A 22,131-nucleotide genomic window follows, 5' to 3' on the forward strand; every position below is an offset into this window, starting at 1 on the left:
ATTCTTGGATTACCGGAGGGTGGGATCCGGCGGCGTGTAGTTTTACTACAAATCGACGACGATTTCAGCCCTCCGAGTATCGGACCCAGTAGTAAAACTACAGAGAAGCGTCTTAATCGCTCCTGTTGTCGTGTAGCTTAAAACGTTACTGTTGATCGCTATTGAATATCTTGCAGGGAAAAAGCGGATTTTTATGCTTCTAATTTGATTTTTCCAGCAATTTATAACCTTTGTTCGACAAGCGGTGCTGGCAGACGCGTCTCGCCATAACGACGGACGGGCGTCTGCACGCCGATCAAGGATAGACCATGAGCCTGCCTTTACTGGCCGAATTTCCGGCCATTCTGCTGCCATCGATTACCCGCGCTCGCCAGATGTTTCAGGCCGCGCTCACTGTCCTGTCCGAGGACGCGCAGGCCTCATTCAAGGCCTGGCCCGAGGCGCGGCAGGCAGCATTCGACCGGGTCTGCGCTGCCAGTGATTTTGTAACCGAACAAGTCTGCCGTGATCCGCAGATGCTCCTGCAGCTGGCCGATTCGGGCGAGCTGGAGCGTAGCTTCTCTGCCGGCCAATTGCGCGGGCAGATTGCCGACGCGCTGTCGAGCGCTGCCAGCGATGATGAATTGGGGCGTAATCTACGTCGACAGCGCGCACGCCAGCAAGTACGGATTATCTGGCGCGACCTGACCCGTCAGGCAAACCTGATCGAAACCTGCCGTGACCTGTCGGACATGGCCGATGCGTCGATCGATCTGGCTTACCGGTGGTTGTACCCCCGGCACTGCCAGCAGTTCGGCACCCCGACCGGTCGTCATTCCGGGCAGCCGCAGCACATGGTCATTCTGGGCATGGGCAAGCTCGGTGCGGTCGAACTGAACCTGTCCTCGGACATTGACCTGATCTTCGGCTACCCCGAGGGCGGCGAGACCGTCGGCACCAAGCGTGCGCTGGACAATCAGGAGTTCTTTATTCGTCTGGGCCAGCGGCTGATCAAGGCGCTCGACCCGGTGACCGTCGACGGTTTCGTATTCCGGGTCGACATGCGTCTGCGCCCCTACGGTTCGTCCGGCGCCCTGGTGCTCAGCTTCAATGCGCTGGAACAGTATTACCAGGACCAGGGCCGGGATTGGGAACGTTACGCGATGATCAAGGCGCGCGTGGTCGGGGGCGATCAGGCTGCCGGTGCCGAATTGCTGGCGATGCTGCGTCCGTTCGTGTACCGCCGCTATCTGGATTTCTCGGCCATTGAAGCGCTGCGCACCATGAAGCAGCTCATTCAGCAGGAAGTGAAGCGCAAGGGCATGGCGGAAAACATCAAGCTGGGCGCCGGCGGTATTCGTGAGGTGGAGTTCATCGCCCAGGCCTTTCAACTGATTCACGGCGGCCGCGACCTGAGTCTGCAGCAGCGGCCGTTGTTCAAGGTGCTGAAAACTCTTGAGGGGCAGGGCTATCTGCCCTCGGCGGTGACCGAAGAGCTGCGCGAGGGCTACGAGTTTCTGCGTTATACCGAGCACGCCATTCAGGCGATTGCCGACCGTCAGACGCAGATGCTCCCGGACAACGAACAGGATCAGGCGCGCGTTGCGCTGATCATGGGCTTCGCTGACTGGGCTGCCTTTCACGAACGACTGATGCACTGGCGTGGCCGTGTGGCCTGGCACTTCCGCCAGGTCATTGCGGACCCCGACGCCGACCCGGATGATGAGCAGGAAGAAGATGGTGAAGTGGTGGTGGGAGGCGAATGGCTGCCGTTGTGGGAAGAGTCCCAGGACGAAGAGGCCGCAGGTCGCCAACTGTTGCAGGCCGGCTTTGTTGACGCCGAGAAGGCGCTGAAAAATCTGGCCAGCCTGCGCAGCAGCCCCAACCTGCGTTCGATGCAGCGTCTGAGCCGTGAGCGGCTGGACGCGTTCATCCCCCGTCTGCTGGCTCAGGCGGTGGAACATGAGAAGCCCGACCTGGTACTCGAGCGCGTGCTGCCCCTGGTAGAAGCGGTCGCCCGGCGCTCGGCGTACCTGGTGCTGCTCACGGAAAACCCCGACGCGCTGCGACAGCTGCTGACCCTGTGTGCCGCGAGCCCGTGGATTGCCGAGCAGATCGCGCGTTTCCCGTTGTTGCTCGATGAGTTGCTCAATGAGGGACGCCTGTTCAATCCGCCGCTGGCCCCGGAACTGAAGGCCGAGCTGCGCGAGCGGCTGATTCGTATCCCCGAGGACGACCTTGAGCAGCAGATGGAAGCCTTACGGCATTTCAAGCTGGCGCACAGTCTGCGCGTTGCGGCCTCCGAGATATCCGGCAGCCTGCCGTTGATGAAAGTCAGTGATTACCTGACCTGGCTGGCCGAGGCGATTCTCGATCAGGTGCTCGCGCTGGCCTGGCGCTACAGCGTGGCCCGGCACGGTACGCCTTTACGTCCGGACGGCACGTTGTGCGATCCGGGTTTCGTGATCGTCGGCTACGGCAAGGTCGGCGGCATCGAGCTGGGGCATGGCTCCGATCTGGATCTGGTGTTCATTCATGATGGCGATCTGGAGGCCGAGACCGACGGTGCCAAACCGATCGACACCGCGCAGTTCTTCACTCGGCTGGGGCAGCGGGTGATCCATTTGCTGACCACGCAAACCAACTCCGGTCAGCTGTATGACGTCGACATGCGCCTGCGGCCTTCGGGGGCATCCGGCCTGCTGGTCAGCTCTGTGGGGGCTTTCGCCCGTTATCAGGCCAATGAAGCCTGGACCTGGGAGCATCAGGCGCTGGTTCGTGCGCGGGTCATGGCCGGCAGCCGGGATGTGGGCGAGCAATTCGAGAAAGTCCGTGCCGATGTGCTGGGGCGCGAACGCGATCTGGACAAGCTGCGCGCCGAAGTCAGCGAAATGCGCGCCAAGATGCGTGACAACCTCGGTACCCGCGTGACAGCGGCCGGCAGGGCGGCCAATGCCTTCGAGGCGGCGGTGCCATTCGACCTCAAGCAGGACGCCGGAGGTATCGTCGATATCGAATTTATGGTGCAATACGCCGCCTTGGCGTGGTCCAGAGAGCATCCCGCGCTGCTGCAATACACCGACAACATCCGGATTCTCGAAGGGCTTGAAGAAGCCGGACTGCTACCGGATACGGATGCCGGCCTGTTGCGCGAAGCCTATAAGGCGTATCGCTCGGCGGCACATCGCCAGGCCTTGCAGAAGCAGGCGGGCGTGGTCAGCGGCGATCAGTTTCACGCCCAGCGGCGTGAGGTGATGCGGATCTGGACGCAGATGGGGTTGAGCTGAGCCTCACGGCACGCCACATTCCACTGCAACACTCTATAAAGCTATGACAGGGAGGCGACAGGTTGTGTGGGAATGTCACGCAGTCTGATCGGCCTCCCTGGTCGTTTCTGGTCGTTTTTGGATAGAACATGAAAATTCTGATCGTTGGGCCTAGCTGGGTCGGTGACATGGTGATGGCACAAACGCTGTTCCAGTGTCTGAAACAGCGTCATCCCGAGTGCGAAATCGACGTGCTGGCCCCTGAATGGAGCCGTCCGATACTGGAGCGCATGCCGGAGGTTCGCGCTGCGCTGAGTTTTCCGCTGGGGCACGGTGCCCTGGAACTGGCGACCCGTCGCCGGATCGGCAAGTCTCTGGCCGGCCAATACGATCAGGCTATCCTGCTGCCCAATTCGCTGAAATCCGCACTGGTGCCGTTTTTCGCCGGCATTCCGAAACGTACCGGCTGGCGCGGCGAGTTTCGCTACGGCCTGCTCAACGACGTGCGGACCCTCGACAAGCAGCGCTACCCGCTGATGATCGAACGTTTCATGGCCCTGGCCTTCGACAAGGGCACCGAGTTGCCGCGTCCTTACCCGCGGCCGAGCCTGCGTATCGACCCGACCACGCGTGATGCCGCACTGAGCAAATTCGGTCTGACCCTGGATCGCCCGGTATTGGCGCTATGCCCCGGCGCGGAGTTCGGTGAGTCCAAGCGCTGGCCCGCCGAGCATTACGCACAGGTCGCCGACGCGAGCATTCGCGAAGGCTGGCAGGTCTGGCTGTTCGGCTCGAAAAAAGATCACCCGGTCGGTGAGAGCATTCGTCAGGAGCTGATTCCCGGCCTGCGCGAGGAGTCCGTCAACCTCAGTGGCGAGACCTCGCTGGCCGAAGCCATTGACCTGCTGTCGTGCGCCGATGCCGTGGTGTCCAACGATTCCGGCCTGATGCACGTGGCCGCAGCGCTGAACCGTCCGCTGGTGGCTGTCTACGGTTCGACCTCGCCGGGCTTCACGCCGCCGCTGGCCGACGCAGTCGAGGTGGTGCGTCTGGGCATCGAGTGCAGCCCGTGCTTTGAGCGCACCTGCCGTTTCGGCCATTACAACTGCATGCGTCTGCTTGAGCCGGACGCCGTGACTCAGGCGCTGAGCCGCCTGAGTAGCACGCCGGTGGAGGTTGCCTGATTTTGCGGGTACTGCTGATCAAGACGTCTTCACTGGGTGATGTGATTCATGCCTTGCCCGCGCTGACCGATGCGGCGCGTGCGCTGCCCGGCATTCGCTTCGACTGGGTGGTCGAGGAGGGCTTCGCGGAGATTCCCGCCTGGCATCCGGCGGTCGACAGGGTGATCCCGGTGGCGATTCGCCGCTGGCGCAAGCACCTTTGGCAAACCTTCAGGTCCGGGGAATGGCGGCGCTTCAAACAGCAGGTGCGCGAACAGCGCTATGATCTGGTGATCGATGCGCAGGGCCTGTTCAAAAGTGCCTGGCTGACACGCTATGTCGATGCACCGGTGGCCGGTCTGGACCGCGATTCGGCACGCGAGCCGGTCGCCAGTCGCTTTTATGATCGCGCTTTTCCAGTGGCACGCGGGCAGCATGCGGTCGAACGGTTGCGCCAGTTGTTCGCTCAGGCACTGGGTTATTCACAGCCGTCCGGCATGGGCGATTACGGTCTCAAGCCCCTGGCGACTCTGGATGACAATTTGCAGGCCCCGTTCGTGCTGTTCCTGCATGGCACGACCTGGGACACCAAGCACTGGCCTGAGCTGTACTGGCGACAGCTGGCCGAATTGATGGCAGCACGCGGCCTGCAAGTGCAGTTGCCGTGGGGCAACCCGGCAGAGAAGGCCCGCGCCGAGCGCATTGCCGAGGGTCTGAGCAGTGCCCACGTGCTGCCAAAGCTCAATCTGGCAGGCGTTGCGCGGGTGCTGGCCAGCGCGCAGGCGTGCGTCGCGGTAGACACCGGCATCGGGCACCTGGCCGCTGCACTGGATGTGCCGACCATTTCCCTGTTCGGCCCGACCAATCCGGGCCTGACCGGGGCCTACGGCAAGTCGCAGGTGCATCTGGCCAGCGACTACCCGGGCTGCACGCCGTGCCTGCAAAAGAAATGCACGTACCAACCGACCGCCGACGATCAGCGCCGGTTCGACCTTAAGCGCGAGTGGCCGATGTGCTTCACTCGCTTGAATCCCGAGCGAGTAGCGAGCCAATTGGGCGCGCTGTTGCTGGCAAAGGAACCTGGCTGATGCAACTGGCTTTTGTACTCTACAAATACTTCCCGTTCGGCGGCCTGCAACGCGACTTCATGCGCATCGCGCTGGAGTGCCAGCAGCGCGGCCATCAGATCCGTGTGTATACCCTGATCTGGGAAGGCGATGTGCCACCCGGTTTCGAGGTACTGGTGGCGCCGGTCAAGGCGTTCTTCAATCATCGGCGCAATGAAAAGCTCAGCGCCTGGATGGAGGCGGACCTGGCCAAACGCCCGGTGGACCGCCTGATCGGTTTCAACAAGATGCCCGGTCTGGATGTGTATTACGCCGCCGACGGCTGCTTCGAGGACAAGGCGCAGAACCTGCGCAGCCCGCTGTATCGCAAGTGGGGCCGTTATCGCCACTTTGCTGACTACGAGCGCGCGGTGTTCGCCAAGGACTCGAAAACTCAGGTGTTGATGATTTCCGAAGTGCAGCAGCCGCTGTTCATCAAGCATTACGACACCCCGCCGTCGCGCTTCCATTTGCTGCCGCCGGGGATTTCCCAGGATCGCCGCGCGCCGCCGGATGCCCCTGACATTCGTGCAGGCTTTCGCAAGGAATTCGGCCTGGCCGACGATGACCTGCTATTGGTGCAGATCGGCTCTGGTTTCAAGACCAAGGGCGTGGATCGCAGCCTGAAGGCACTCGCGGCTCTGCCCGCCGAGCTCAAGAAACGCACGCGGCTGTTTGTAATCGGTCAGGACGACCCCAAAGTATTCCAATTGCAGAGCGCGGCGCTCGGCCTGGGTGATCAGGTGACCTTCATGAAAGGGCGCAGCGACATTCCGCGTTTTCTGCTGGGCGCCGACCTGCTGATTCATCCGGCCTACAACGAAAACACCGGGACCGTGCTGCTCGAAGCGCTGGTTGCCGGTTTGCCGGTCCTGGTCAGCGCGGTCTGTGGTTACGCTCACTATATAGCCGAGGCCGATTGCGGGCGGGTGCTGGACGAGCCGTTCGAGCAGGCGCAGCTCAATCGCTACCTGTCGGACATGCTTGAGGACGATGCCGCACGCAGCGCGTGGTCGCGCAATGGCCTGACCTTTGCCGACACGGCGGACCTTTACAGCATGCCGCAACACGCTGCGGATGTGATTCTGGCGGAGCACTATTGATGAAGCTGTTCCTTGCTGAGCCGTTCAAGAGCCTGTGGGCGGGGCGCGATGCGTTCGTCGAGGTCGAAGGCCTGAGCGGCGAGGTCTACCGAGAACTGGAAGGGCGCCGCACGCTGCGCACCGAGGTCGACGGGCGCGGTTACTTCGTCAAGATCCACCGCGGCATTGGCTGGGGCGAGATCGCCAAGAACCTGGCAACCGCCAAGCTGCCGGTACTTGGCGCGGGCAAGGAGTGGGACGCCATCGAGCGTCTGCATGAAGTCGGCGTCCCGACCATGACGGCCGTGGCCTATGGTGAACGTGGCAGCAACCCCGCCGCGCAGCACTCGTTCATCGTCACCGAAGAACTGGCACCGACCACCAGCCTCGAAGATGTCAGCCTCAACTGGCGCAACGAGCCGCCCGAGCCGCGTCTGAAGAGAGCCTTCATTACCGAAGTCGCCCGCATGGTCGGCATGATGCACCGCGCAGGCGTCAATCATCGCGACTGCTACATCTGCCATTTTCTGTTGCACACCGACAAGCCGGTGACCGCTGACGATTTCAAACTGTCGGTCATCGACCTGCACCGTGCCCAGACCCGCCGTGCGATCACGCCGCGCTGGCGTAACAAGGACCTGGCCGCGCTGTACTTTTCGGCGCTGGACATTGGCCTTACTCGCCGCGACAAACTGCGTTTTCTCCAGGGCTATTTCCAGAAGCCGTTGCGCGAAATCCTGCTCAAGGAAGCGGCATTGCTGACCTGGCTGGATAAAAAAGCCGACAAGTTGTATCAGCGCAAAGTGCGCTACGGAGATGCACTCTGATGGCGGGCTGGAAGCTCGAGCCCGAGTACGCTTTCCTGGAGCCGGAATTCGGTAGCCTGGACGCCGTGTTTGCCCTGCAGGGCCAGCAGTTGACCCGCGACCCGCTGTCCGACGTCATCCGCGTCGAGCGCGCCGGTGTCTACTACTACGTCAAGCGCTACGTGGGTGCGGGCAAGGGCCTGCGCCGTTATATGGGCAGGCCGAGGGTCAAGTCCGAATGGCAGAACCTCAAGCGCTTCGCCAAATGGGGCATCCCGACTGCAGAGGTGGTGGCCTGGGGGCTGGAGCGCAACGGCGCGGCGTATGATCGCGGCGCACTGATCACGCGTGGCTTGCCGAACACCGAAGACTTGTCGGCACTGGCGCAACGCAAGGATCCGCGACTGACCGACCGCCATTGGGTCGACGCGATCAGCCGCCAGCTGGCTGCCTTCACCCGGATCATGCACGACAACCATTTCACACATAATGATTTGAAATGGCGCAACCTGTTGGTCGATAACGAAGGCAAGCTGTTTTTCATCGATTGCCCCAACGGCGCATTCTGGTGGAGCTTCATGCTGCGCTATCGGATCACCAAGGATCTGGCCTGCCTGGACAAGGTCGCCAAGTATCACTTGTCGGCCACCCAGCGCCTGCGCTTCTACCTGCAATACCGCCAGCGAACGCGTTTGAACGCCTCCGACAAAAAACGTATCCGACATATCGTCAGCTTTTTCGAGGGCCGTGAATGAGCGTTTTTATTGCCAGTGCCGACCAGCCTTTACTGGCGCGTCACAACCTGGCTGATTTTGAATCGCTTTGGAACATCAGACTCGATGCGGTCGATGAGCCCAATACCGGGCGCGGCGGCTGGAGCAGTGTGTTCCGCCTCGATCTGGACGGTCAGGGTTTTTACCTCAAGCGTCAGAGCAATTACCTGACTCACACGTTGCATCATCCGTTTGGCGAACCGTCGTTCTCGCGCGAGTTTCGTAACATCAGTCGCTATCGCAAGCTGGGGATTCCTGCACTGCAAGCGGTGTTCTATGGCGAGCGCAAGGTCGACGGCGAGCGCCGGGCGATCCTGATGACGCGTGCGCTGGACGGCTGGACCGATCTCGACGAACTGTTGCAGCAGTGGAACCAGATGGAGGCCGCTCAGCGTCTGGCAATACTGCACGCCTGCGGGCAGCTGGCGCGCACGCTGCACGGCGCCGGACAGGTGCATGGCTGCTTCTATCCCAAGCATATTTTTCTTCAGGCAGCCGGTACGGGGTATCAGGCGCAATTGATCGACCTGGAAAAAACCCGCCCGGTGATCTTCGGCAAGCGTGACCTTGCCCGCGACCTCGAACCGCTGCTGCGCCGCGCGCCGATGTGGAATGACGCGGATCGGCGCGAGCTGCTGGCGGCTTATCTGCAAGCTACGCCGAACAGCCTGCTGGTTGACGCCTGGAGTGCGCGTCTGGGCAAGCGCGGCGCTCACAAACGAGACATTCAACACCGCGATGATAAAGAGACCCGTTGATGCGTTTGTCTGAACTCAAGACCGCTGGACGTACCCCCGAGTTGCCGATGAGCCTGACGCTGGCCGATGCTGCCGGACCGGCTGAACTGCAATTGCTGACCCTGCTGCGCGTATTGCCGGGGCAGCGCTATGTCGGGGCCGGTGTCTGGCGAGGCCGAACGGTGCTGGCAAAATTGCTGGTGGGCGACAAGGCGGCCCGACACTTTCAGCGTGAGCTGGCCGGGGTACGGCTGCTTGCCGAACAGGGCCTGACCACACCACTGCTGCTGGCCGACGGTTTGCAGGACGGCGAGGGTGGCTGGCTGTTGTTCGAGTTTCTGGAACAGGCACCGAGCCTGGGCGATGCCTGGAACGCTGTTCAGCACCTGCCACCGCTGGCAGACGAGCAGCAAGCGGTGCTCGGCGACGCGCTGTCGGCCATTGCCCGGCAGCACGCTAAAGGCCTGTGGCAGGAAGACCTGCACCTGGACAACCTGCTGCGCCACAACGGGCAGCTGTATTTGATCGATGGCGCCGGGATTCGTGCTGAACAGGCTGGCACGCCGTTGTCCCGGCAAAAAGTGCTGGAAAACCTCGGTGTGTTTTTTGCCCAGTTGCCCAGGTCTTTCGAACCTTTCACCGAAGAGCTGCTGGTGCATTACCTGTTGAGCAATGCCGAGCATGGTTTGCCGATGGAAGCGCTGCAAAAGCAGATCGACAAGGTGCGCAGTTGGCGGCTCAAGGACTTCATGAGCAAGACCGTGCGCGACTGCAGTCTGTTCAGTGTCGAGGACAGCGCTTCGGTGTTCCGCGCCATTCGCCGCGAGGAAGAGCCTGCGATGCTGCCGGTGCTGAGTCAGGCGGATGCCTTGCTCGACAAGGGGCATCTGTACAAGACCGGTGGCGCGGCGAGTGTCGGGCGGGTTGAGGTCAATGGTCGTCAGCTGGTCATCAAGCGCTACAACATCAAGAATTTCAGCCACTGGCTCAAGCGCTTCTGGCGCCCCAGCCGAGCCTGGCATTCATGGCGCGAAGGCAACCGGTTGATGTTCCTTGGCATTGCCACACCCAAACCGCTGGCAGTGCAGGAAAAGCGCTTTCTCGGCTTACGCAGCAAGGCCTGGCTGGTGACCGAGTTCATCGATGGGCCGGACATCATCGAACGCTTCGCTCCCTATGTGGAAAGTGGTGATGCACCAGAGGTCGAACTGTTGGCGCTGGACCGGCTTTTCGCGCAGCTTATCCAGGCGCGTATCAGCCATGGCGATTTCAAGGGGCATAACCTGTTCTGGCACATCGATCGCTGGGCGATGATCGACCTTGACGCCATGCAGCAGCACAGCTCGCAATCGTCATTCGCCGCGGCCTACGCCCGAGACCGGGCTCGCTTCATGCGCAACTGGCCGACGCAGAGCGCGCTGCACCAGGTGCTGGAACAGCGCTTGCCGAAGCTTGTGACAGACTGAGCCCAGCTGACTCTCGTGCCAGCGCAGAGCGCTCACCGGTAGGTGCAGATTATCGTGCCAATGCTCCGCGTTGGCATGCAGTTCCGGACGCTCCGCGTCCTCTGTGTGACGCGGAGCATCGGCATCCTCAGGTGATGCGTGTGAGGTTCATTGCTTCGAGTGCTGCCACCAGTGCATCAATGTCGTCGAAGGGTTTGAGGTGGATGCGCGGCCAGCGCAGACGTTCGATGTACAGTTTGCCTTCGGCATTGCGCAGTACCGGTGTGTGGTGAATCCAGGTGTCGCGTGCGCGATGGACGATGGTTTGCAGATTGCCTTCACCCTCCTGTATCAGAAACATTCCAGGCCTGGAAAGGCGTTTCTCGATGCTTGGCAGCCTGACCGGCTGTGAGCGCAGTACCTCCATCTCCACCCGATAATCAGCTTTGATGTAGACCTTTTCATCCGCTATGCCACCCGAGACGAGCTCCCCCGGATCCAGCGTTATTCCCCTCGAATGCCCCGGAGCCACATCGACGACCCGCAGGCCGATCCCGCCTTCCAGTTCGGCAATGCCAGGCACGACGCCCTGATAGGTATTGGAGTGGCTGTTGCCCACCAGCGCGATCCATTTATGCGAGCCCATCACGTCCTGATGCCTGCGGATCGTGCGCGAGGCAAAGTAATTCATCATTTGCTGGCGGGTAATGGACTCTTGATCGGCGATGCCTTTGAGGTGGTAACTGCTTGCGCAATCGATGGCGCGAATCTCCAGACCTTGCTGCCGTGCCCTGATGATCAGCCGTTCGAAGGTGTAGATCCCGGCCGGATCGGTGTGATACCCGCGGTCCAGGGTTTTCAGGTCATACAGCAAGGTTTTACTCATCTGCCCCGTTTCAAGGAAATGATCCAGATCCGCCTGATGCAGATCGCTCAGCAGGTGCTCCATGTACAGCGTTTTGACGTTCTGCTGCGACAGCAGCGGCAGGTTGTCGATGATCAGCTTTTTGCTGGCGAGCGAAGAGTGTGACTCGCCAATAACCAGGCCTTCGGTATGGCGATACAGGGTTTCAAGCAGTCCGGCAGTGCTTGTCTGCGCTTCGATCGCCGGTAACGTCGGGCGAGGCGGCAGTTGAGCCGCGCTGATCCGGGCGGCGTCCTGTCGTAGCGTCGTGCGCCGCAGGTCGAATGTATTGCGCACAGTGTCGAGTTCGATGTCTTCAAAAAAATACTCCATATCAAGGCCCTTCTTTTCGAAGTTCGCCAGGCCATGCAGCGTTGTTCTGGTCTCCATCGGCATTTCGTAGGTGGCATCGGTCAGCGATTGCTGGATGGCGGTCATCGGCCTGTCAACGCTCCAGTCATCGGGCTCCACGCGTAGCCAGGTATCGTTTTCGTCCAGAACAAACCCGTAATCACCCGTCCAGCGCTCACCCCCGGCAATCGCGGCCGGGTCGCCCAGCTCGCGGATCAGCACGTCATCCAGCGCAGTGGCAGGCGGCAGCGGTTGGGCGGGCAGCGTCGGGTCGGCAAACGCTATGCTGAAGTCATAGTGAGTCGGCGTGTTTTCATGTATCAGGTCCGCGCTTCGCCTGATGCGTGTCGGTCGTCCGGCGGGTATGTCCTGGACATGCACGCTGACGGCCCCTTGCATTTCAGCGATGCCGGGCACTTGATCGTGGGTCGTGGCAAGCTTCTGGTCGAGCAGTGCTACCCAGCGTCTGGCAGAGGCCGGCTCGATGTCGTGGCTGATAACCTTGTGGCCGAAGAAATTGCTCATTTTCATGGCGGCTGCCGGGTCATCGGCAGCGCTCAGCACCGTATGGCCGAGAAACGGATAGCTGATCGACGAACTGAACGGGCGCACCTCGATCCCGTAACGGTGGGCTGCCTTGATCAGGTGGTAGTAATCGAATTCGGTGCTTGTGTTGTTCAAGGCGCCGCGATTGGTCTCTTGCAGGTAATACTTGAGTTCATGAGAGCCGGAGCGACTCTTTTTACCCAGTTGGCGATACCTGGCCAGCTTGCGAAGGTGTTTGTCGATCAGCAGGTGCTCGATGTACAGCACCTCGACACGCTGCTCTGCGAGCAAGGGCATGTTGAGCAGGAGCAGACGCTTGCTGGCCACCGACTTCGGGGCTTCGCTGAACACCAGCCCGTTAGTGTGACTGAAGATGTGCTTGATGAGTGTGTCGACACTGCCGGGCAGTTCATAGGTGGGCAGGGGCGGCCTGGGTGGAGGCGTGAATCGGGCAAAAAAGGCCTGGGCGTCCTGATAGAGCTTTTCCCGGCGTGCAGTGAAGGCCCGACGCACCTCGGTGAAATACGTTTCGAAATAGACTTCCAGGCCTGCGCCGGTCGGATCGAAGGCTTCCTTGCTGATGACGACATCCAGATGCGCGCGCATGCCGCCAGGCATCTGATAGTCGCTCAGGATATTCAGGGAGCTTGAGCTTGCGCTGGCTTCCTCAGGCAGCGGGCGATAAGTGCCCGGATCGTCCAGCCCGCCGCCGCCCAGGCGCTGCCGTTGGACGACTTGCCACAGGCCCTGGTCATTCAGGCGAACCGGCTGTTTGCCGAAGAAGGCGAACGGATTGGCGGGGTCGATGATCTGCCAGTACCGCCCGTGTGCGTCGTATTGAACCTCAAAGGCCCGGTCTGACAGCTGGATATAGTGTTTTCCATTGATCGCATGCACGCCCTTTGCGTGACCATCAGCGATACGTGGCACGTTATCCAGCGAAATGTCGACGGCCAGGTCGAGGCGCAAACCGGATGGTGCGTGCTGCGCTGCTGGGGGCAGGGGGAGAAGTGGCTGCCAGGCGCCACCGAGTTCGCGTGCAGCGAACTGACCGGTTGCCCGCGGGGGTGCCGAGGCGACAGGGGACGCTTGGAAAACCGCAGCATGCCCGTGGACGTTGGGCGTGCCGAGCAGCAATACCTGCTCTTGCAGCTCTACCGGGTACAGATCCTCGTAACGCGGCAGAGAAGGCTGGCGCTGGAACGAACGTAGCACCGGGGTCGAATGCTGACCGCTCTCAAGTTGATGCAACACACCGCCAAGTCCTTTCAGGCCCACCAGCAAATCGCTGCCTGCACCGAGGCCGTTGAGCAGTGCCGACAGCATTTAGCTCGTGGCGCGCTCCCGGTCGCCCGCGCTCAGCGCAACCAGTGCCTGCCCGCTGTCATGCAATGAAATCAGGCTGCCCACCGCAAAGCTTGCCGGCGGAAAGGGCAGGGTCAGGGCCGTGGCAATGATTTCGACACTGACCCAGATCAGCTTCGCCAGCATGTCGTTGCGACCCGTGGTGGTTTCTTCCACATCACGCAACCTGCGCTCCAGCGGCCGGTTGAAACAGGTATCGGCAACGTCTGAGATAAATGCCTTGGGGATGACCGGAGGCTTGTTGGCATTGCCCTTCTGCATGTCCCGCAGGAAGAACGACAGGGTCCGGCGTGCCTTGATGCGGCAGCGATCCTTGTAGTAATCGATCATCCCTTCGCTATCCAGCGAGCTCACGAAGTCGCTGAACAGGCGGAATTCGATACCGTCAGGTGCCTGCGGCGTATAAAGCAGCGCGGCGTGTCGGATCTGCGTCGGCAAAATGACCAGGCAGCCCTGAACGGTTTCGATGTGGGTCAGCAGCGGGCCGGGGATAACCAGTTGATCGACATCGGTCAGGCCCGAGGCGATCAGCGGTTTATCCACATGTATTTGCAGGGGATAGAGCGGGTATCGCTCGCGTGAAGCCGAGTCGCTCAGGTGCGCGTTATCCAGTGATTGCTTGAGCCAGACATACTGCGTACGCTCGATATGACCTTTCAGAAGGCAGCGCAGTGCAGCGGCCTTCATCTGCAGTTGGGTGATCATCACGCTGCATTGGCGGCGGTAGGCGTAGCCATCGTTTTCGCTGTTCAGCAGGGTGTTTCTGATCAGCGCAATGTACTCGTCGGCCAGCCACTGGCCACGCACCGAGCCTGCGACCGCCGCAGGTGACAGTGCGCTCAGGTCGATACCCGGCGGGCCGCTGAACGTGGCGTCGGTGGCTGCCGACGTGCGCAAGGGGTCGATGCTGTCGTTGTAGCCGTTGAGCAGCATGTCGGTGTAGGTCAGCGTTTCGCGCTCGCTGGTGATCACGATCAGGTCAGGGTCTACCGTACCTGCAGGGACGCCCAGCAGTTTGCCGATCTGCTGGCTGGCACGCTGGTGTACGTAATCCTGGAACGACTGAACCCTGGTGTGCGGCTGGGCCTGATAGTTGCCGAGCGCGCCATCGATGGCGCGCTCAAGGGCCAGTAATTCCCGGCGCTGGGCACGGCTGGCGCGCAGGTACCAGTCCGGGGTATGGCGGGCCTGCTCTGAGAGCAATACGCGGGTCTGCTCGTCGGTAAAACTGCGCAGTGCCGTCTCGCAGTCGGGGTGATCGATGAATTGCAGAAAGTCCTTTGCGGGCTGGGGTTTTTCGCTGAGGGCCGTCAGTTGCGCGGCCAGTTCCGGACGCGCTGCGACCGCTACCTGATCAAGCAGCCAGGCCATCATTGCGGGCGATGCGGTCCAGCCGACCACTTCATGCAACAGCTGGGTGTCGGTGTCGAAGGCCTTGAAATACTGCTGCCCGGGTGCCTCGCTGGCGAACATGATCAGCCGTTGCGTCTGGCCTTGGGCATCCTGCTTGCGGAACACCAGTAATCTGGCCACCACGTTACGGTCGTTCAGTTTGATCTGCTGCACGCGTACCGTGGGATCAGGCGCACTCGCCGCCGTGCTGGTCAGCGCTTCAACAATGGCAAAATCATCGGGCTGGATATGCCCCTGCATCTTCGCCGCCCAGCCGAGCGTGGTCATTCGGACCCGCGCCAGTGCGCGCAGCATCCGTTGGTTGTGTTCCTGCTGACAGGCCTCGCGCTGGAAATTGCCAAACACCGCGCGCAGGTCGAGTTCATCAATCACCCCGGCAAGGTAGGTCGGGCTCAATGTCGAGTACGCAGCGTCCAGCGGCTGGCCATCGAGGGTAATAACCGTCTGGTCGAGGAAGTCCGAGCCTGCTGTCTCGTCGCCCGGATGCAGGCCATAGAGCGCCAGTTCGGTCAGTGGCAGCGTCACGTGGTAGGTCTCGCTCGTCGCTGGCAGCGTGCGACGGGTGTCGATGATCAAGGCCCGAGGGTCCAGATCATGACCCAGGTCATTGGCCAGGCGCGCGCGCAACTGCATTTCGGCAAACCGCTCCGGCGACGCTGCGCTGCCCAGCACACTCAGCATTGCGGCATGCGCCGCGTCGTAGCGTTGCAGGTGCCGGGCATAGGTCTGCAGGTCAGCCTCGCTGGCGATCTTCATCCATTCGGGCAAGTTGCGCTGGTACTGACGTTGTCTGTTGGTCAGTTCCCGCAGCTCGAGCATGGCGGCGGGGCCTAGCAGGCCTGGCATGTCGATGGCCTGCTGGATTTGCGACTGACGCGTGAGCCGATCCGCCGTGCCGTGCTGTTCGCAGGCATAACGGATGTCGTTGCGTTGTTTGTTCAGCAGCCTGTCGAACGCGTGAAGGAACGGTGCCGTGGTAACGGGCTGCAATTGCACATCGGCAGCCGTGAACGGTTCCAGGTACAGGTCGGCGTCCTGAGCTATCTCGGCCAGCCGGTCCTGATGCTGTCGTTCCGCGCTGCTGAACAGCGCATCGCGCAGTGTTGGCGTGTTGAGCCACTGCGCAAGGGTTTTGGCCATCATGGGCGGCGTGGCAAAAGCGGTGATACCAAGCCCTGGCAGCATCAATAGTGTGCGCCCCTGACCTTGAGAAATCACCAGCACGCCGGCCATTTCAATCTGTTCGTCATCGTGCAGCTGCACCCACACGGTCGAACAGGCGAGTGCCGGGCCTTGCGCCTGCTCGGGCGCCTCGGGCAGGCAGGCCAGGTAGCCACTGTCGAAATCGCGCTCGTGAATCCTGACGTGGACTTCGTCATACACAGCCCTTTGCAGGGCTGGCAAGAGGCGATCACGGCGGCTTTCACCGGTTTCGCCCGGGGCCGTCCAGTAGTCGTCGATCTGCTGCAACAGGCTGACGATCTCCGGTTCGCGTTCGGACACGTCATCGTTGTCGAGGGCGCTCAGCAAGGCCTCGCCGGCCCTGGGCAGCGCGTCCAGTTCCCTGGCCAGAAGGGTGCGCAGTTCGTCGAGCCTTTTCAGCGCTGCGGACGCTTCAGGCCAGGTATCGCCGGGCGTCGTCGGTACAGGGCTCGGCGTTGAAAGGTTGAAATCCAGAGAGGGTGGTGTTTGTGTCATGACAGGCTTTCCATTGCGCAATGCGCTGAGGTTTGATCGGCGGCCTCGGGGGCTGCGACTAAAGGCCTCAATTAATCAGATGCAACGGGCAGCAACGCCGTAGATAAATATGCAGCATGGCGAAAGAGACGTTTCGTACACCGTCTGGCGGGCCGCCTTCAGTGACATTTCAGCGCGTCGAGCCAATCGTTGGTCATTACGCTATAATCCCGCCCTTTAGCTGCCCTCAGCCCGCTGTGCGGGGGCACACCTTTTCTCGGGCGCCCTGCGCCTGCATGCAGACTAAAGAGGCTAGACACTAGTGGCATTGACGATCCTTGGCCTGTCCGGCGCCCTTAGCCATGATCCTTCCGCAGCGCTTTACATCGACGGCAAGCTGATAGCAGCGGCCGAAGAAGAGCGCTTCGTTCGTGACAAGCACGCAAAGAACCGCATGCCCTACGAGTCGGCGAAGTTCTGTCTGGAACAGGCAGGCATCAAGCCTTCGGATGTCGACGTGGTCGCGATTCCGTTCGCCCCGATCAGCCTGTTCGGCAAGGCCCGCTGGCACTACGCCAAGCGTTACTGGTACGCGCCGGATCGCGCCCTCGATGCGCTGCTGATGGGTAATCGCCGTTACAAGCGCTATCGCAACAAGATTGTCTGGTGCCTCGAGCAACTGGGCTTCGATCCGAAAAAGATCAAGATCGAGCCGGTCGAGCACCATCTGGCCCATGCTTCCAGTGCCTACCATTGTTCCGGTTTCACCGAGAAAACCGCGATCATGGGCATCGACGGCAAGGGCGAGTACGCCACGACCTTCTTCGGCTACGGTGAAAACGGCAAGATCCACAAGATCAAGGAATTCTTCGATCCGGACTCGCTGGGCGGCCTGTACGGCGCGATTACCGAGTTCCTCGGTTTCGAGATGCTCGACGGCGAATTCAAGGTCATGGGCATGGCACCGTACGGCGATGCCAGCAAGTATGATTTTTCGCGTCTGGCGACCTTCGAGAATGGCGAGCTGGTCATCAATACCGAGCTGGCCAACGTCATCGGCCTGCGTCGCTACAAAGAGAACGGCAAGGGCTTCTACTTCTCGCCGAAACTGATCGAATGGCTCGGCCCGAAACGCGTGGGTGACGTGGCCGACGAACCTTACATTCACTACGCCGCGAGCATGCAGGCGCTGTTCGAAAAGCTCGCGCTGCAGATGATGGATCACTACCTGGGTGACATCCTCAAGGAAACCGGCAAGATCGCCTTCGCCGGTGGCTGTGCGCTGAACGTCAAATTGAACCAGCGCATCATCGCCCGCCCTGAAGTCAAAGAGCTGTTCGTGCAGCCTGCGTCCGGCGATGCCGGTACGGCGGTGGGCGCGGCGGCTTACGTATCGCACGCCCGCGGTGTGCCGGTCGAGAAGATGGAACACGTCTACCTCGGCCCTGCGTACAGCAACGAAGATGTAATCGCGGCCTGTGCCCGTCACCCAAGCAAGCCGGTCTGGCGCCAGATCGACAACACGCCGGAGCGGATTGCCGAGATCATGGTCAAGGGCAACCCGGTTGCCTGGTTCCAGGGGCGCATGGAGTTCGGTCCGCGCGCACTGGGCGGTCGTTCCATCATTGGTTGCCCGAGCGTCACCGGCGTGGCCGACCGCATCAACCATCAGATCAAGTTCCGTGAGCGCTGGAGGCCTTTCTGCCCGTCGATGCTCGACACCGTCGCCCCGCAGATGATCAAGATCGATCACCCGGCACCGTTCATGACCTTCACCTTCGAAGTGGCCGAAGAGTGGAAAACCCGCGTTCCGGAAGTCGTCCATGAAGACGGCACCTCCCGAGCCCAGGTGCTCAAGCGCGAATACAACCCGCGCTATTACGACATGATGAAAGCGCTGGAAAACCTGACCGGCAATGGCGTGTCCCTGAACACCTCGCTGAACCGCCGTGGCGAACCGATGATCTGCTCGCCGACCGATGCGCTGAACATGTTCTTCGGCTCGGACCTTGAGTACCTGATCATGGAAGACATCCTGGTGGTAAAAGAGGGCGTCGAGGCTTATGACACGCTCGGTTGAACGTCACGTACTGCAGTTCTGTCACGGCTATGACGGGCCGTTTCTGGACTGCGCGCGGCAATACGCCAGCCTGTTCGCCGGCAAGGGCTATCGGGTGACGACGGTGTTTCTGACCGGTGCCGCCGATCCGGATGTCGTCGCTGACTGCGGTTCGGACGAAGTGCTGTTCATGGAATACAGCTCCAGCGCCATTCGTGGCCTGAAGCTGGGCGCCATTCGGGACCTGCGCAAGATTGCCGCGACGCGCTCGTTCAGCTTTTGCATCGCGCACCGTTTCAAGCCGGTGTACATCGCCCTGTTGGCGACGAAGTTGCCGGTGATCGGTGTGCATCATGCGTTCGGCGATTACCACCGGCGCAGTCGCAAGCTGTTCGCCAACCTGTTTCGCAAGCGCCTGAGCCTGCTCGGTGTTTCCGACGCGGTTCGCGACGACCTGCGCAGCAGCCTGCCCAAGTGGCCGGCCGAGCGCATTCAGACGTTGTACAACCGGATCGATGTCGAGCAACTGCAGGGCAGTCAGTTTTCCGCTGAAGATGCCCGCGCAGAGCTGGGTCTGTCGGCATCGGCCTGGATTGTCGCCAATGTCGGTCGCCTGCATCCCGACAAGGATCAGGCCACGCTGTTGCGCGGTTTTGCCGAGGCGCTGCCCGATCTTCCCGAGAACAGCCAACTGGTGATTCTCGGCAAGGGTCGCCTGGAAGAAAGCCTCAAGGCCCTGGCGCTGGAGCTGGGCATCGGCCCGCAGGTGCTTTTCCTCGGCCAAGTGCCTGATGCGCGCCGCTACTTCAAGGCATTCGACGTGTTCGCCCTGAGCTCGGACCACGAACCGTTCGGCATGGTCCTGCTGGAAGCGATGGTCGCCGGTGTCCCGCTGGTTGCAACCTCATGCGGCGGTGCCAGGGAAGTGGTCGAAGACGTCGGCCTGCTGTTCCCGTTGGGTGATGTACATAGCCTGGCAAACGGCCTGGTGCATATGGCCGGCCTCGACGCCGAACAACGTCAGGACTGTGCCGAGCGCATGCTGTTGCGCTTGCGCGAGCGGTTTTCCGACCATGCTGTGCGTAATGTTTTCTGGCGTCTGCCACAAGTCTCCAGCCTGACAGCGGGGGCCTGATGCTCAATCGATTCAAAGGCTGGCGCGAGCGTGGCTGGGTGCAGATCGATGCGGCTGCCTACGAGCAGGCCTGGCAGCGGTTTGGCGGCAGCGTCGCCACTCATCCGTTGGTGGTTGCGCGTCTGTCGGCCTTTTCCGGCATCGCTGTGCGTTATCTGGCCTGGGAGCAGGGCGGTGAAGTAAAGGCCGCGATCGCCACCTGGGATCGCTCGCTGGCGCTGTCCAAGGACGAACTCAAGCGCCATGGCAAAAAAGGGCTGTTTGACCTGGGGAATGCCGAGCTGATTCTGCCGGTGGCCGATGATATCCAGGTGCCGGTCCGCCATCGGGCCCGCTATGTGTCTTCGCTCAACGAAGGCCGCATCAGTACCTTCAAGCCACAGGCCGAATCCCTGGCGATGGCGCGCACGCCTGAAGAGCTGTCCAAGAAATTTCGTTACAACCAGCGTCGTGAGCTTCGCCTGCTCGAAGAAGCTGGCGGTACGGTAAGGCCTGTCAGCGAGTTCAGCAGCACCGAACTGGCGAATATGTACTGCGATCTGTTTCAGCGTCGCTGGGGCTTCGAAGCGACCGGTGCCCGGCACAAGGCCGAGGTCATCGAGCTGTTGCGCGAACTGCTGATCGGTTCGGTGGTGTTTCTCAACGATGCGCCGATTGCCATTCAACTGGTGTATCGCGTCGAAGCGCCGCAGTGGGTCAGCATCGAGTACGTCAACGGCGGTGTCGATCCCGAAACCCGGGACTTCAGCCCGGGCAGCGTGCTGAGCTTCGTCAATACCCAGTCCGCCTGGGAGAACGCCCGCGCACTGGGCAAATCACTGCGTTTTTCCTTCGGTCGTGCCGACCGTGAGTACAAGGACCGATGGTGCAACCCCGTTCCGGTGTTCCAGATTTGAGTCGCAAGCAGCAACTACTCAAACGCCATCGCCGTAACAAGCGGCTGGCGTTGCTGGGTGGTCTGTTCCTGTTGATTGCGGTCGGCGTGCTGGTGGCCTGGTGGCTGGCGCCGCTGCTGGCTGTGTGTGCCTGGGTCGCTCATGAGGCCTGGTTTGCCGATCATCTGTTTTATTCGCCGTCTGACGACTATCAGTACACCTTTGCTGCCGACAGCGAAGTGCCGGGCGTCCGCCTGGACGGCGGCACGTTGCTGATCGACCCCGCCTTGCAACTGAATGGCGACGAGACGCTGGTACTGGCGCTGACGGTCAAAAGCACCTGGCTCGGACGTTTTCTCGATCCGGTGGTCGAGTTGCAAGGTCAGGGCCTGAGCGACCGGCAGGCGTTCGAGCGCGGCGTCAGTGGTGTGCGTTATCTGAACCTGACCGGGCTGGGCGAGCCGCTGGCCGCAGGTGTGCTGAAACTGCGCGGGCGTTGCTGCCGTCTGGCCGGTACGCCGCGGCTCTGGCTGTTTCGCCAGCCGGATGCGCGAAAACAGCGTGTCATGGTCATCGCACCGCACGCCGATGATGCCGAACTGGCCGCGTTCGGACTGTACAGCCAGGCCGAGGAGGCGTGGATCATCACGCTGACCGCCGGTGAGATCGAGGCCGAGCATTATCGGCAGATGGGCATGGAGCGCGCCGAAGCTGCGCGCATGAAGGGCCGCTTGCGGGCCTGGGACAGTATCGCCGTGGCGCGCTGGGGCGGGGTGCCCGAGTCGCAGTGTGTGCAATTGGGCTATTTCTGCCTGCAACTTCCCGCCATGCAGGCTGCGCCGGATATGCCGATTGGCTCGCGGGAGGCGGATCTGACCGATACCCGCCTGTTCCGTCAATTCAATACCCTGCCACTGCCCGGCGACGACGGCCAGCCGACCTGGAACAACCTGCTCGCCGACCTGCGCGCGCTGATTCTCAAGGCCCGGCCGCAGGTTGTGGTGATGCCGCATCCTGCCATCGACCCCCATCCCGATCACATCTGCGCCCAGGCTGCGGTGCGTGAAGCCCTGCTCGGGCTCGAATGGCAGCCGGACGTAGTGCTCGGTTATGCCAACCACCTGCACGACAACGACCGTTGGCCGATGGGCGATGCCTACAGCGGCATCAGCCTGCCACCGGTATTCGATGCCGCGCTGCCGCTGGTGCCGTACAGCCTTCAATTGTCGGTCGCCGCGCAACGCGACAAGGCCATGGCGTTGGGCATGATGCATGACCTGCTGCCGCCGATGCCGTTCAAGCGCCGTGTGCGCCGTGCGCTGCAGCGCGTTCTGGCCGGTCGCCACTGGCCGGCCGAGGGCGAAAACGAATTCTTCCGCAAGGCGGTGCGACGACACGAGTTGTTCTGGTGCAGCCGTGATCTCTGATTCAGCAGGCGCAGTACTGCAA

Annotated in this window: 12 protein-coding genes and 1 pseudogene; 12 read left to right on the forward strand and 1 reads right to left on the reverse strand. The window is 61.5% G+C overall.

All coding sequences use genetic code 11. The annotated features are described in order from the left end of the window. Positions 1-308: 308 nt before the first annotated feature. The 8 genes from glnE to BLR16_RS14640 all read left to right on the forward strand — a co-directional run bounded on the left by glnE (position 309) and on the right by BLR16_RS14640 (position 10,378). Positions 309-3,266 carry a bifunctional [glutamate--ammonia ligase]-adenylyl-L-tyrosine phosphorylase/[glutamate--ammonia-ligase] adenylyltransferase gene (gene glnE, locus BLR16_RS14605; protein ID WP_058416736.1) on the forward strand — a complete coding sequence of 986 codons (2,958 nt, stop codon included), beginning with the start codon at positions 309-311 and terminating at the stop codon, positions 3,264-3,266. Between the two features lie 128 nt (positions 3,267-3,394). Continuing rightward, positions 3,395-4,429 carry a lipopolysaccharide heptosyltransferase II gene (gene waaF, locus BLR16_RS14610; protein WP_003366215.1) on the forward strand — a complete coding sequence of 345 codons (1,035 nt, stop codon included), beginning with the start codon at positions 3,395-3,397 and terminating at the stop codon, positions 4,427-4,429. Positions 4,430-4,431: 2 nt separating this feature from the next. Further along, positions 4,432-5,496, forward strand: coding sequence for a lipopolysaccharide heptosyltransferase I (waaC, locus tag BLR16_RS14615; RefSeq protein WP_003366216.1), 1,065 nt, complete (start codon positions 4,432-4,434; stop codon positions 5,494-5,496). Further along, the gene (locus BLR16_RS14620) at positions 5,496-6,617 is read left to right on the forward strand and encodes a glycosyltransferase family 4 protein (protein WP_003366217.1); all 1,122 of its coding nucleotides are present in this window, start codon (positions 5,496-5,498) and stop codon (positions 6,615-6,617) included. Before waaC ends, BLR16_RS14620 begins: the two co-directional genes overlap by 1 nt. Next, positions 6,617-7,423 (forward strand): lipopolysaccharide core heptose(I) kinase RfaP, encoded by an 807-nt coding sequence (rfaP, locus tag BLR16_RS14625; RefSeq protein WP_003431990.1) that lies wholly within the window; start codon positions 6,617-6,619, stop codon positions 7,421-7,423. The genes BLR16_RS14620 and rfaP overlap by 1 nt, the downstream gene beginning before the upstream one ends. Beyond that, positions 7,423-8,157 (forward strand): lipopolysaccharide kinase InaA family protein, encoded by a 735-nt coding sequence (locus tag BLR16_RS14630; protein ID WP_003431987.1) that lies wholly within the window; start codon positions 7,423-7,425, stop codon positions 8,155-8,157. The genes rfaP and BLR16_RS14630 overlap by 1 nt, the downstream gene beginning before the upstream one ends. Next, a complete protein-coding gene (locus tag BLR16_RS14635) occupies positions 8,154-8,933 on the forward strand; it encodes a lipopolysaccharide kinase InaA family protein (protein ID WP_060708593.1) in 780 nt (259 codons plus the stop codon). Before BLR16_RS14630 ends, BLR16_RS14635 begins: the two co-directional genes overlap by 4 nt. After that, positions 8,933-10,378, forward strand: a complete 1,446-nt coding sequence (locus tag BLR16_RS14640) for a lipopolysaccharide kinase InaA family protein (protein WP_003431983.1) — start codon at positions 8,933-8,935, stop codon at positions 10,376-10,378. The genes BLR16_RS14635 and BLR16_RS14640 overlap by 1 nt, the downstream gene beginning before the upstream one ends. A 127-nt stretch (positions 10,379-10,505) precedes the next feature. On the opposite strand, the pseudogene BLR16_RS14645 reads toward BLR16_RS14640, so the two are convergent. Continuing rightward, a pseudogene (locus BLR16_RS14645) lies at positions 10,506-16,634 on the reverse strand (dermonecrotic toxin domain-containing protein). Positions 16,635-16,935: 301 nt separating this feature from the next. Here BLR16_RS14645 and BLR16_RS14650 point away from each other — a divergent pair. Genes BLR16_RS14650 through BLR16_RS14665 form a run of 4 tightly spaced genes read left to right on the forward strand, consistent with a single transcriptional unit; the run spans position 16,936 to position 22,109 of the window. Then, the gene (locus tag BLR16_RS14650; RefSeq protein WP_003431977.1) at positions 16,936-18,693 is read left to right on the forward strand and encodes a carbamoyltransferase family protein; all 1,758 of its coding nucleotides are present in this window, start codon (positions 16,936-16,938) and stop codon (positions 18,691-18,693) included. Next, entirely contained in the window at positions 18,677-19,807 is a 1,131-nt protein-coding gene (locus BLR16_RS14655) for a glycosyltransferase (RefSeq protein ID WP_054081295.1), read from the forward strand. Before BLR16_RS14650 ends, BLR16_RS14655 begins: the two co-directional genes overlap by 17 nt. Next, on the forward strand, positions 19,807-20,703 hold the full coding sequence (locus BLR16_RS14660; protein ID WP_054081296.1) for an antimicrobial resistance protein Mig-14: 897 nt from the start codon (positions 19,807-19,809) through the stop codon (positions 20,701-20,703). Before BLR16_RS14655 ends, BLR16_RS14660 begins: the two co-directional genes overlap by 1 nt. Further along, positions 20,700-22,109, forward strand: coding sequence for a PIG-L family deacetylase (locus BLR16_RS14665; protein ID WP_072365029.1), 1,410 nt, complete (start codon positions 20,700-20,702; stop codon positions 22,107-22,109). The genes BLR16_RS14660 and BLR16_RS14665 overlap by 4 nt, the downstream gene beginning before the upstream one ends. Positions 22,110-22,131 lie beyond the last annotated feature (22 nt).

It is taken from the genome of Pseudomonas sp. BS3767, assembly GCF_900099665.1.
Taxonomy (GTDB): domain Bacteria; phylum Pseudomonadota; class Gammaproteobacteria; order Pseudomonadales; family Pseudomonadaceae; genus Aquipseudomonas; species Aquipseudomonas cerasi.

Bases quoted from the DNA above. Each gene is read 5' to 3' on its own strand.
- glnE (WP_058416736.1), top strand. From the start codon at position 309: ATGAGCCTGCCTTTACTGGCCGAATTTCCGGCCATTCTGCTGCCATCG.
- waaF (WP_003366215.1), top strand. From the start codon at position 3,395: ATGAAAATTCTGATCGTTGGGCCTAGCTGGGTCGGTGACATGGTGATG.
- BLR16_RS14620 (WP_003366217.1), top strand. From the start codon at position 5,496: ATGCAACTGGCTTTTGTACTCTACAAATACTTCCCGTTCGGCGGCCTG.
- rfaP (WP_003431990.1), top strand. From the start codon at position 6,617: ATGAAGCTGTTCCTTGCTGAGCCGTTCAAGAGCCTGTGGGCGGGGCGC.
- BLR16_RS14630 (WP_003431987.1), top strand. From the start codon at position 7,423: ATGGCGGGCTGGAAGCTCGAGCCCGAGTACGCTTTCCTGGAGCCGGAA.
- BLR16_RS14635 (WP_060708593.1), top strand. From the start codon at position 8,154: ATGAGCGTTTTTATTGCCAGTGCCGACCAGCCTTTACTGGCGCGTCAC.
- BLR16_RS14640 (WP_003431983.1), top strand. From the start codon at position 8,933: ATGCGTTTGTCTGAACTCAAGACCGCTGGACGTACCCCCGAGTTGCCG.
- BLR16_RS14655 (WP_054081295.1), top strand. From the start codon at position 18,677: ATGACACGCTCGGTTGAACGTCACGTACTGCAGTTCTGTCACGGCTAT.
- BLR16_RS14660 (WP_054081296.1), top strand. From the start codon at position 19,807: ATGCTCAATCGATTCAAAGGCTGGCGCGAGCGTGGCTGGGTGCAGATC.